This window comes from Burkholderia sp. Ax-1719, from assembly GCF_011753055.1.
Classification (GTDB): Bacteria; Pseudomonadota; Gammaproteobacteria; order Burkholderiales; family Burkholderiaceae; genus Paraburkholderia.
This window is the reverse complement of the sequence record NZ_VWWJ01000038.1, coordinates 45,303-56,583: the sequence shown is the minus strand read 5'-3', so window position 1 is coordinate 56,583 and position 11,281 is coordinate 45,303. Positions and strand designations below refer to the sequence as shown.

9 protein-coding genes and 1 pseudogene are annotated in these 11,281 nt (G+C 65.5%); 6 read left to right on the top strand and 4 right to left on the bottom strand.

Annotated elements, in window-relative coordinates; all coding sequences use genetic code 11:
• Positions 1-665, bottom strand: a pseudogene (locus F3J17_RS33565) (DNA translocase FtsK 4TM domain-containing protein); the annotation flags it as partial.
• Between the two features lie 252 nt (positions 666-917).
• On the bottom strand, positions 918-1,505 hold the full coding sequence (locus F3J17_RS33560) for an META domain-containing protein (RefSeq protein ID WP_167069760.1): 588 nt from the start codon (positions 1,503-1,505) through the stop codon (positions 918-920).
• Positions 1,506-1,856: 351 nt separating this feature from the next.
• On the opposite strand from F3J17_RS33560, the gene purT reads away from it, so the two are divergent.
• The 6 genes from purT (at position 1,857) to F3J17_RS33530 (ending at position 9,274) form a co-directional block, all read left to right on the top strand.
• Positions 1,857-3,080 carry a formate-dependent phosphoribosylglycinamide formyltransferase gene (gene purT / locus F3J17_RS33555; RefSeq protein ID WP_167069750.1) on the top strand — a complete coding sequence of 408 codons (1,224 nt, stop codon included), beginning with the start codon at positions 1,857-1,859 and terminating at the stop codon, positions 3,078-3,080.
• A 178-nt stretch (positions 3,081-3,258) separates the two neighbouring features.
• Entirely contained in the window at positions 3,259-3,411 is a 153-nt protein-coding gene (locus tag F3J17_RS33550) for a DUF6726 family protein (protein ID WP_345891283.1), read from the top strand.
• 52 nt (positions 3,412-3,463) lie between these two features.
• Positions 3,464-3,892, top strand: a complete 429-nt coding sequence (locus tag F3J17_RS33545) for an MliC family protein (RefSeq protein ID WP_205195075.1) — start codon at positions 3,464-3,466, stop codon at positions 3,890-3,892.
• Positions 3,893-3,997: 105 nt separating this feature from the next.
• Entirely contained in the window at positions 3,998-5,644 is a 1,647-nt protein-coding gene (locus F3J17_RS33540; RefSeq protein ID WP_167069747.1) for an acetolactate synthase large subunit, read from the top strand.
• A gap of 105 nt (positions 5,645-5,749) precedes the next feature.
• Complete coding sequence (locus F3J17_RS33535) at positions 5,750-7,186, top strand: aldehyde dehydrogenase family protein (RefSeq protein WP_167069745.1); 1,437 nt, start codon at positions 5,750-5,752, stop codon at positions 7,184-7,186.
• A 558-nt stretch (positions 7,187-7,744) separates the two neighbouring features.
• Positions 7,745-9,274, top strand: coding sequence for a DEAD/DEAH box helicase (locus F3J17_RS33530; RefSeq protein WP_167069743.1), 1,530 nt, complete (start codon positions 7,745-7,747; stop codon positions 9,272-9,274).
• A gap of 83 nt (positions 9,275-9,357) precedes the next feature.
• On the opposite strand, the gene gluQRS is transcribed toward F3J17_RS33530, so the two are convergent.
• Together gluQRS and F3J17_RS33520 are read right to left on the bottom strand one after the other, a co-directional pair.
• Entirely contained in the window at positions 9,358-10,269 is a 912-nt protein-coding gene (gene gluQRS / locus F3J17_RS33525; protein ID WP_167069741.1) for a tRNA glutamyl-Q(34) synthetase GluQRS, read from the bottom strand.
• A 7-nt stretch (positions 10,270-10,276) separates the two neighbouring features.
• The gene (locus tag F3J17_RS33520; protein WP_167069739.1) at positions 10,277-11,170 is read right to left on the bottom strand and encodes a sulfurtransferase; all 894 of its coding nucleotides are present in this window, start codon (positions 11,168-11,170) and stop codon (positions 10,277-10,279) included.
• Positions 11,171-11,281 lie beyond the last annotated feature (111 nt).

The window sequence follows — 11,281 nt, the reverse complement described above, 5'->3', positions numbered from 1 at the left end:
GCAGCGGCGGCGCTCGCCGCTGCGCGTTTGCCCAGCATCTGCGGACGCCAGACCGTCGGTCGCTTGCGCGGCGGGTCGTCGTGCGGTGCGGGGGTGCCCGCGCCCGAACCGATATTCGGGCCTTCGCCCGCGGCGAGACCGCCGCCGAGGCCAAGCGCGCTGCCCAGACTGCCCAGCCCGGCGAGCCCGGCGCTCATGCCGGTCGATGCGCTTGACGCCTTCGCGCTGTCTTGCGACGCGCGGCGGCTGCGGCGCGACACGCGCTCGCCGTCCTCATCGTCGTCATTGGACGGGCGGATGTTCAGGCCAAGGCCGAGCGAGACGTCGGCCCAGACGAAGAAGTCGCGCCAGCGGAACTCGATCAGCCACGGCAGGCTGATGAAGAACAGCGCCGTCATCGCGAGGGGGGCGGCGACGTGGCCGATCAGTTTGCTCAGGCCGCCGCCCAGCGCGTGGCCGAGCGCATCGAAGCCCTCGATATTCATGAGCGAGGCTTCGAGCGCGCAGCTCGACAGCAGCACGCAGAAGAAGCCGAGCCACAGGCGGATCGTGCCGGGGCCGCGCAGTCCCGCGCCGCCGGGCAGCACCGACTTCACGAGACGCCAGATCAGAGGGATGAACCAGACGGCCGATAAGCCGAACCAGCCAGGAACTACCGTGTGCATGCCAGAGATCTACGATGAAAGTTTGGGCAAGGTGTCGAGTGTAACCGCTCGACCCTGGTGCGCCGCCATGCGCGTTGTCGCGGCGCTGCATTGGCGGGGGGCATCGTCAGGGGAGCGGTCGGCCAGTCGACGCGAATCGGGAAAACGCGCGGGCAAAACGCGACAAATAGTCAGCAGCAGTCAGCAACAGTCAGCAGCAAAAAAACAGCCGCGCGGGATGAGCGCGCGGCTACGGGGCAGTGCGCTAGCGCTTCACTGACCCTGCTGACCTTGCGTCGCGGATGCCGCTGCGGGGACGGCCGCGCCAGCCTGCGCGAACGTCAGGTGATCGCCGTTTTCCAGAATGAGCAGCAGCGCCTGCGGCGAGCGCATCTGCACGCCGGTGCGAGCGATATGCGCGAGCGCGTCCAGATACGGGCCTTCGATCTCGCCGCCCGCGCCGACGCATGCCATGCGCGTGCCCGCGAGCTGGTCGAACGACAGCAGGCCGTCCTTGAGCGTGTAACGGCCCATGTAGCGGTTGCAGCCCGAGAAACCGCTGGCGCGGCGCTGGCCGTTCGCGGTGGACAGATCGAGCGTGAGCGGGCGCGCGCCCGGCGCGGCTGCGGCGCCGGCATCGGCGTTGGCGCCCGGAATGGCGCGCAGCGTTCCGTCGGCGCGCTTCCATTCGACGAGCTGCCATTGCGTGTTGTCGAGCAACTGCGTGGCGGCGGGATTGAACGGGTCGGGCGCGGGTGCGGACGCGTCCTGGTGAACCGGCAGCTTGCACGCGGCAAGCATCAGTGCTGCGCCGATGGCGGCCGCGAGCGGCGCCGCGCGCGACGCGAGCAGGCGCGTCATCGTGTGCCCGGCGGGGCGTGTGCTCAAGCGGTGGGACATCGCATTTCCTCGTAACTGGCGAAGGCGTAAGCGTAACGCACCAGGAGACGCCATGCGAGCGCAAACGTTCGCTAAATGGTGACTTCTTCGCGCGAAAGCCCTTCACCTGTAACAGTTAGTTGGAAACGAGCGGGAGTGAGCCGCGGCGGGCGTCATTGCACCCGCAAAGCATCCGCGTTGGCCATCCGGCCAGGCAAAACGCATGGGGTGCGCGTGTTAACATCGACGCTTCCTCGCATTCGTGCGTCATCCATGAAGCGCGCGAGCGTCGCGCCTCATCGTCATTCATTCACCGTGATTTCTGGAGACATCATGCAGACCGGCCCCCGCATCGGCACGCCGCTTTCCGCTTCCGCCACCCGTGTCATGCTGCTCGGCGCTGGCGAGCTCGGCAAGGAAGTGATCATCGCGTTGCAGCGCCTTGGCGTCGAGGTGATCGCCGTCGACCGTTACGAGAACGCGCCCGGCCATCAGGTCGCGCATCGCGCGCACGTCATCGACATGGCCGATCCCAAGGCGCTGCGCGCGCTGATCGACGCCGAGCGTCCGCACCTCGTGGTGCCGGAAATCGAGGCCATCGCTACCGATGCCCTCGCCGCGGTCGAATCCGAAGGCGTGGCCGAAGTCATCCCCACGGCGCGCGCCGCCCAGCTCACGATGAACCGCGAAGGCATCCGCCGCCTCGCCGCCGAAGAGCTCGGTCTGCCCACGTCTCCGTACGCGTTCGCCGATTCGCTCGACGAGCTGAAGGCCGGCATCGCCAAGGTGGGCTACCCGTGCGTGGTGAAGCCGGTGATGTCCTCGTCGGGCAAGGGGCAGTCGGTGCTGCGCAGCGACGCCGATGTCGAGCACGCGTGGCAATACGCGCTCGCGGGCGGCCGCGTGAATCACGGCCGCGTGATCGTTGAAGGCTTTATCGACTTCGAATACGAAATCACGCAACTCACCGTGCGCGCGACGGATTCGGGCAGCGGCCAGGTGCAGACGTATTACTGCGACCCGATCGGCCACAAGCAGGTGGACGGCGATTACGTCGAGTCGTGGCAGCCGCAGCCGATGAGCGCGAAGGCGCTGGAACGCTCGCGCGAGATCGCTCACAAGGTGACCGAGGCGCTGGGCGGGCGTGGTCTGTTCGGCGTCGAACTGTTCGTGCGCGGCGACGAAGTGTGGTTCTCGGAAGTCAGCCCGCGTCCGCATGACACGGGGCTGGTGACGCTGGCGTCGCAACGCTTTTCGGAATTCGAACTGCACGCGCGCGCGATTCTCGGCCTGCCGGTCGATACGACGGCGCGCGGCCCGGGCGCGTCGGCGGTGATCTACGGCGGCATGGACGCGCGCGGCATCGCCTTCGAAGGCATCGCCGATGCGCTGGCCGTGCCGGGCGCGGACCTGCGCCTGTTCGGCAAGCCGGAAAGCTTCGTAAAGCGCCGCATGGGCGTGGCGCTCGCGACGGGCGCCGATCTCGAAGAAGCACGCGCACGCGCACGGGCCGCTGCGGCGGCGGTGCGCCCGGTGGCGGGCGAGGCGTCGAAGTAAGGGCACACCCCGATCGAACCAAAGTCGAGCGGCAGCGTCTGATCGTTGCCGCTCGCGCGCGCGAATGTGCAGCAGCGCAGCACCGCAACACCCCGCCGGCGTAACGCGGGTTATCGTGTCAGGCTGAGGCTGGGAGGTGGGTATGAGCAGATCGCGTGTGCTGCGTCTTACGTGCTGGATGAGCGCGTTGTCGTGCGTTTTTGCGCTGTCGGGTTGCGGGCTGGCGGCCGCGCCTTGCCGCGTGGCGTCGGCGGGACTGAAGATCGTGCCGCTGGTCGGCCACGTCGCAGCCGCGCCCACCGATGCCTGCGCCGATGTGATCGATCCTTGATCTGCGGTTTCCGATCTTTCTTCCAACCGGTTTGGCACGTCAGGAGTTCGCCTTGATCGATGCTCGCAACGGTGTATCCCGTTTCCTCGCGCTCGGTGGCGCGCTCTGTGGCGCGTTCGTGGCGCTTGTCACAATCGCGATCCCCGCCGCACACGCGGCGTCGGGCAACGGCCATGACGGCGCGCCGCTCGCCATTCGTGACATCCACGTCCAGTCGCGTCAGACCTTCAGTTACACCTGCGCCAGCGGCAAGACCTTCAAGGTCAGCTATTTCAACGCGTCCAACGGCCAGAGCTTCGCGCTCGTGCCGGTTGACGGCCGCAAGGTGCTGCTCGTCGGCGTGGTGGCGGCCTCGGGCGTGAAATATGTCGGCGACCGTTACGCGTGGTGGACCAAAGGCCCCGGCGGCGATCTCTACGACACCATGGCCGACCCCAACGCCAAACCCATCGTCGCGGGCTGCGCGACGATCATGCGCTAGTCCCGCCTTCAGACCTGCGCGCTTCACGACGCATTCCGTCCTGCGGGAGTAATCTGTCGGCCATGCGAAGGGCGGCGGCCCTCGCCCCTTTCTGCGAGGTGGTCGATGAAGGCATCGGATCTGTTCGTGAGGGCGCTCGAAGCCGAGGGCGTGGAGTACATCTTCGGCATTCCCGGCGAGGAAAATCTCGATCTGCTGGAGTCGCTGCGGCGCTCGAAGATCCGTCTGATCGTTACGCGCCATGAGCAGGCCGCCGGTTTCATGGCCGCCACCTATGGGCGGCTGACGGGACGCACCGGCGTGTGTCTCGCCACGCTCGGCCCCGGCGCGACCAACTTCGTGACGGCCGCCGCCTATGCGCAGCTCGGCGGCATGCCGATGCTGATGGTCACGGGCCAGAAGCCCATCAAATCCAGCAAGCAGGGCCATTTCCAGATCGTCGACGTGGTGCGCATGATGGAACCGCTCACCAAGTACGCACGCCAGATTGTTTCCATCGGCAATATTCCGGCGCTGGTGCGCGAGGCGTTCCGGCAGGCCGAGCAGGAGCGTCCGGGTGCGGTGCATCTGGAACTGCCCGAGGATGTCGCCGATGAAGAGGGCGACGGCAAGCCCATTCCCAAGAGTTTCAGCCGCCGCCCGGTCGCCGAGGAGAAAGCGGTCGCGCATGCGGTGGCGGCGATCTGTTCGGCGCGGCATCCGGTGCTGATGATCGGTGCGGGCGGCAATCGCAAGACCACGCGCAACGTGCTGCGCGAATTCGTCGATCAGACCGGCATCCCGTTTTTCACCACGCAGATGGGCAAGGGCGTGATCGACGAGTCGCATCCGCTGTGGCTTGGCAACGCAACGCTTTCGGATGGCGACTTCGTGCACCGCGCCATCGAGCACGCCGACTGCATCATCAACGTCGGCCACGACGTGATCGAAAAGCCGCCGTTCTTCATGCGCAGCGCTGAAGGCAAGACCGTGATCCACGTGAACTTCCTGGGCGCGGAAGTCGATCCGGTGTATTTCCCGCAGATCGAGGTGGTGGGCGATATCGCCAACGCCGTCTGGCAACTGAAGGAAGCGCTCAAGTCGCGCGAGCACGCGTGGGATTTCACGCGCTTCGAAGAGATCAAGCGCCACTTCGACGCCCATCTCGCCAAAGGCCAGCACGACGAACGTTTTCCGATCTATCCGGTGCGCCTCGTGCACGACGTCTATCAGGCGATGCCCGAGGACGGCATCCTGTGTCTCGATAACGGCATGTACAAGATCTGGTTCGCGCGGTATTACCGGGCGCGCGAGCCGAATTCGGTGCTGCTCGACAATGCGCTGGCCTCGATGGGCGCGGGCCTGCCTTCGGCGATTGCGACCAAGATCGTGCATCCCGAGCGCAAGGTGGTGGCTGTGTGCGGCGACGGCGGGTTCATGATGAATTCGCAGGAACTGGAGACGGCGGTGCGCCTGAAGCTCGACATCGTCGTGCTGCTGTTGCGCGACGACGCTTTCGGCATGATCCGCTGGAAGCAGGAAAACATGAATTTCCCCGATTACGGCATGACGCTGCAGAACCCCGATTTCGTCGATTACGCGCGCAGTTATGGCGCGCACGGGCATCGCGTGACGGCGGCGGACGAATTCGGGCCGCTCATCACGCGCTGTTTCGCCGAGCCGGGCGTGCATGTGATCGACGTGCCGATCGATTATTCGGACAACGAGCGCGTGCTCAATCGCGAGATCAAACGGCTGAGCGCGCAGCTTTAAGCCTTGCATCGGTATCGCCCAAGAATCGCAAACGAATTGCACAAACCGTCGGCGCGGCCTGACCTGCTGTGACGTGGCGCGCCGCGTCTTTCCGGAGAACGCGTCATGCTCAAAGCGACTTATCCGTACTATCTGGCGAACGAGGCCGTCGCCGCCAATACCGATCTCGAAGTCACCGATAAATACAGCGGCGAAGTCGCCACGCGCGTGGCAATGGCCGATGCGAAGGCGATCGACAAAGCCATCGCCGCCGCCGAGGCCGCCATGCCCGCGCTGCGCGCCTTTCCGCCGTTCAAGCGCCAGGCCGTGATCGACCATTGCGTGGCGCGCTTTCGCGAGCGCTTCGACGAACTGGCGATGGCGCTGTGCATCGAAGCGGGCAAGCCGATCAACGATTCGCGCGGCGAGGTCACGCGCCTGATCGACACCTTCCGCGTGGCCGCTGAAGAAAGCGTGCGTATCGACGGCGACATCATCAATCTGGAAATTTCGGCGCGCGCCAAGGGCTATCACGGTTACGTGAAGCGCGTGCCGATCGGGCCGTGTTCGTTTATCTCGCCGTTCAACTTTCCGCTCAATCTGGCCGCGCACAAGGTCGCGCCCGCGCTGGCGGCGGGCGTGCCCTTCGTGCTGAAGCCCGCGAGCCGCACGCCGGTGGGCGCGCTCATCATCGGCGAGATTCTGGCGGAAACGGATTTGCCCAAGGGCGCGTTTTCGATCCTGCCCGCGCATCGCGACGGCGCCGATCTCTTCACCACCGACGAGCGCTTCAAGCTGCTGTCCTTTACCGGCTCGCCCGCAGTGGGCTGGGATCTGAAGGCGAAGGCGGGCAAGAAGAAGGTGGTGCTGGAACTGGGCGGCAATGCGGCGGCCATCGTCGATGCGGATCAGGGCGCGAAGCTCGATTACGTGGTGGACCGGCTCGCGTTTGGCGCGTACTACCAGTCGGGGCAAAGCTGTATCGGCGTGCAGCGCATTCTCGTGCACGCGTCGCTTTACGACGCGGTGCGCGACAAGCTGATCGCCAAGGTCAAGACGCTGAAAATGGGCGATCCGAAGGACGAAAGCACTTTCGTCGGGCCGATGATTTCGGAATCGGAGTCGAAGCGCCTCGCGGGCTGGATGGAGAGCGCGGTGCTGGCGGGCGCGAAGATCATCGCGGGCGGCAAGGTGGACGGCGCGATGTTCGAGGCGACGCTGCTGGAAGACGTGGGTCGCGGTACCGATCTGTATCGGCGCGAAGCCTTCGGGCCGGTGGCGATTCTCGAACGCTTCGACGATTTCGGCCAGGCGCTCGACATCGTTAATAACAGCGATTTTGGCCTGCAGGCGGGCGTGTTCACCGATTCGCTAGCCAATGCGCATCGCGCGTGGGATGGGCTCGATGTGGGCGGCGTGGTCATCAACGATATTCCGTCATTTCGCGTCGATAACATGCCGTATGGCGGCGTGAAGGATTCGGGCCTGGGCCGCGAGGGCGTGCGCTACGCCATCGAGGATATGACCGAGTTGCGGCTGATGGTGACGCGCGAAACGTGGTGATTCTTTGCTGCGCTTGAAGAGGGCGGTGTTTCGCACGGGACGCGCAGGCAGCCCAAAGGGCCCGACCAGCCGCGCCTAGCCTTTGCAGAAGGCCGCCCTTGGGGCCATAGGGATTTATGCCGAGGTGCTACAATACCGGCCTTTCGCCGGATTGCGCCTGCTTGCGCCTGGGCGCTGTGCCGGTGACACCGAAGCGGCCGGGCCAGTCAGCACGTGCCGCCATGCAACAGATGCGCGCGACGTCCAGACCGCGCATCGGCGTGTAAATAAGGGAACGAGCCACGGTGATCTCACCGGGTGAGTGGAGCACGCGTCTAAAAGCGCGGGTCGAGCGCGGCAGCACGCCAGCGCACCCCGTACCAGAGCGCTCCCGTCCGCGCAAGCGGCCCGTTCCGCAAGCTGTCCGCCACGACCGGTCCTGCCGGTCGCTCCCGGGCAATCCAGAGAGAGCCAGGGCCACGAGCCTTGCAGCATCTGCCAGCACCACCGCAGTCCCGCAGTGATTATTTGAGGCGCATGGCGCCTCGTGCGCCTAGCGCCTTTATAGCGAAACCCACCATGTCCGACACCGACGTCAAGCCCAGCACTGCGACCTTCGATCAGTTCGGCCTCGCGCCCGACATCCTCAAGGCGATCCAGGAGCAGGGCTACACGACGCCCACGCCGATCCAGGCGCAGGCCATTCCCGTGGTCCTCACGGGCCGTGACGTGATGGGCGCCGCCCAGACCGGCACCGGCAAGACGGCCAGCTTCTCGCTGCCGATCCTGCAACGCCTGCTGCCGATGGCGAGCACGAGCGCATCGCCTGCCCGCCATCCGGTGCGCGCGCTGATCCTCACGCCTACGCGCGAGCTGGCCGACCAGGTCGCCAACAACGTGCGTACCTACGCGCAGCACACGGCGCTGCGCAGCGCCGTGGTGTTCGGCGGCGTCGACATGAATCCGCAATCGGAAGAGCTGCGCCGCGGCGTCGAGATCCTGATCGCCACGCCGGGCCGTCTGCTGGACCACGTCCAGCAGAAGACCACCCAGCTTGGCCAGGTCCAGATGCTCGTGCTCGACGAAGCCGACCGCATGCTGGACATGGGCTTTCTGCCGGACCTGCAGCGCATCCTGAACCTGCTGCCCAAGGAGCGTCAGACGCTGCTGTTCTCGGCCACGTTCTCGCCGGAAATCAAGAAGCTCGCCGCGACGTACCTGCGCACGCCGCAGACCATCGAAGTCGCGCGCAGCAACTCGACGAATGCGAACGTCACGCAGATCGTTTATGAAGTCGCTGAAGGCGACAAGACCGGCGCGGTCGTGCAACTGATCCGTTCGCGCGGGCTCAAGCAGGTGATCGTGTTCTGTAACAGCAAGATCGGCGCAAGCCGTCTGGCGCGTCAGATCGAGAAGGCCGGCATCGTGGCCGCCGCGATTCACGGCGACCGTTCGCAGAACGAGCGTATGCAGGCGCTTGACGCCTTCAAGCGCGGCGAGATCGAAGCGCTGGTCGCCACCGATGTAGCCGCTCGCGGTCTCGACATCGCCGAACTGCCGGCCGTCATCAACTTCGACCTGCCGTTCAACGCCGAAGACTACGTGCACCGTATCGGCCGTACCGGCCGCGCGGGCGCGACGGGCGATGCGCTGTCGCTGTGCAGCTCGAACGAGAGAAAGCAACTCGCCGATATCGAGAAGCTCATCAAGCGTCCGCTGACGGTGGAGCATCTGGTGGTCGACACGCCGGTGGCGCATCACGAAGGCGGCAGCCGCCGTCGGGAACGTGATGGGCGCGACGGTCACGAAGGCCGTGAAAGCCGCGAAGCGCGCGGCGAACGCAGCGAGCGCGCTGAGCGTTCGGAGCGTGCCGAGCGCGGTCATCGCCGCACGGGCAGCTTCGAGCGTCCGCATCACCACCGTTCGCAGCCCATCGACGACTTCTTCCTGAAGCCGTACGAGCCCTCGGCTGCCGCGCGCAGCAAGACCGAGAACAACAAGCCGGAACCGGCCGCAGCGCCGCAAAAGTCGAAGCAGCCGCTGGCCGCGCTGCTGGGCGGTCTGGGTTCGTCGTGGCGCAACAAGCCGACGTCGTCCTCGTCGTCGTAATCTGACGCGCTTCAAACGCGCTTCAAACGCAAACACGGCGTGCGGGTTTTAGCCCGGCACGCCGTTTTTTTTTGTCTGCGTTTTTATGCTGGCAGGTGCGTGAGACGGCGCTTCCAGGCGTCGATCGCATCGGCCTGAAACGCGTCGAGCGAGGCGGGCGCGGGTTCGCGCAGCTCGAGCCCCAGATGCTTTGCCGCTGCGAGCAAGGATTCCAGCGGGCGCGAGGCGTCGAGCGCCTGCGCGCCAGTCTGCTTCGAGAGCTTCTCGCCATCGGCGTTGGTGACGACGGGGACGTGCAGATACGAAGGCGTTGACACCTTCAGGCACCGCTGCAGCCAGATCTGGCGCGCGGTGGAGTCGAGCAGATCCGCGCCGCGCACGATGTGCGTGATGCCCTGCGCGGCATCGTCCACGACCACGGCGAGTTGATACGCCCACTGTCCGTCGGCGCGCAGCAGCACGAAATCGCCCACTTCATTCGCCAGATCCTGGTGCTGCGGACCTTGCCAGCGATCGTTGAAGCGGATCAGCGCGGGGTTATCGGCGGATGCTGCGGGACTATCGTCCGGCACGCGCAGACGCCACGCGCGCGCGGTCTTGCCGTGCAGGCCGTCGCGGCAGGTGCCGGGATAGATCAGTGTGGTATTGCGCCGGTGCGCGTGCAATTGCGAATCGGCGATTTCCTTGCGGGTGCAGCCGCATGGGTAGACATGATGCGAAGCGATCAGCGCATCGAGCGCCTCACGATACAGGCCGATGCGCTGGCTTTGCCACACGGGCGGTTCATCGGCGTGAAAGCCAAAGCGTTCGAGCGTGGCGAGAATGTCTTCAGCCGCGCCGGGCACGGTGCGCGGGCCGTCAATATCTTCCACCCGTACGAGCCACGTGCCGTCATGCGCCCGCGCGTCGAGCCAGCTCGCCAGCGCCGAAACCAGCGAGCCAAAGTGCAAAGGGCCGGTGGGCGAGGGCGCGAAGCGCCCGCGATATGCGCTCACGCGCAGATTACGCAGCGTGCGCTGCGGCGGCGTCCGAAGCCTGATCGGCGGACTGCGCGCGCGCCGGATGGCACGCCGGGCAGCTCTTGCCGATTTCGTACAGCGGCGAAGCCTGTTCTTCTGCCGACACCACGGCGCGGCAGGCGAAGCACTGCACCTTGTCGGTGGGTTCGAGCTGCGGGTTCAGCGCGGTGCGCTGGTCGAACACGAAGCAGTCGCCGTTGTAATGCGCGCCGCCCACTTCCTCGAAGTACTTGAGAATGCCGCCTTCGAGCTGATAAACGTGCTCGATCCCCACTTCCTTCATGTGAATGGCGGCCTTTTCGCAGCGGATGCCGCCCGTGCAGAACGACACCACGGTCTTGCCTTCGAGATCGCCGCGGTTCGCCTCGATCACGCCGGGGAATTCGCTGAACTTAGTGAGGCGGTAGTCGAGCGCCTGGTCGAAGGTGCCCACATCGATTTCGAAGTCGTTGCGCGTGTCGAGCATGACGACCGGACGTCCTTCATCGTCGAAGCCGCGATCGAGCCATGCCTTGAGCACGACCGGCGCAACCGACGGCGCGCGACCTTCTTCGGGGCGGATCGCCGGCTTTTTCATCGTGATGATCTCGCGCTTGAGACGCACGAGCATGCGATTAAAGGGACGGTCCTCGGAAAAGCTTTCCTTGAACTGGAGCGTAGCGAATTTGCCTTCGAAAAGCGGGTCGGTACGCACATAGTCCATGAAGGCGCGCACGTTCGGCTCATCGCCGGCGACGAACAGATTGATGCCTTCGGGCGCGAGCAGGATCGTGCCCCGAAGATCGAGTTCATTGCAGCGCGCGAGCACGTGCGGACGCCATTCGGCGGTCTTCTCAAGCGTTGCGAACTGGTAGGAGGAAAGGTTGAGGATACGCATGGCCAACAAACACTCAAAGCTGAATCGGACGGGCCCGCAGTCAGTGAAGCACTCAGTGAATCAGTCAGTGAGGCGGGCGCAATCCGCTATTATCCCTCAACCGGGCGACGA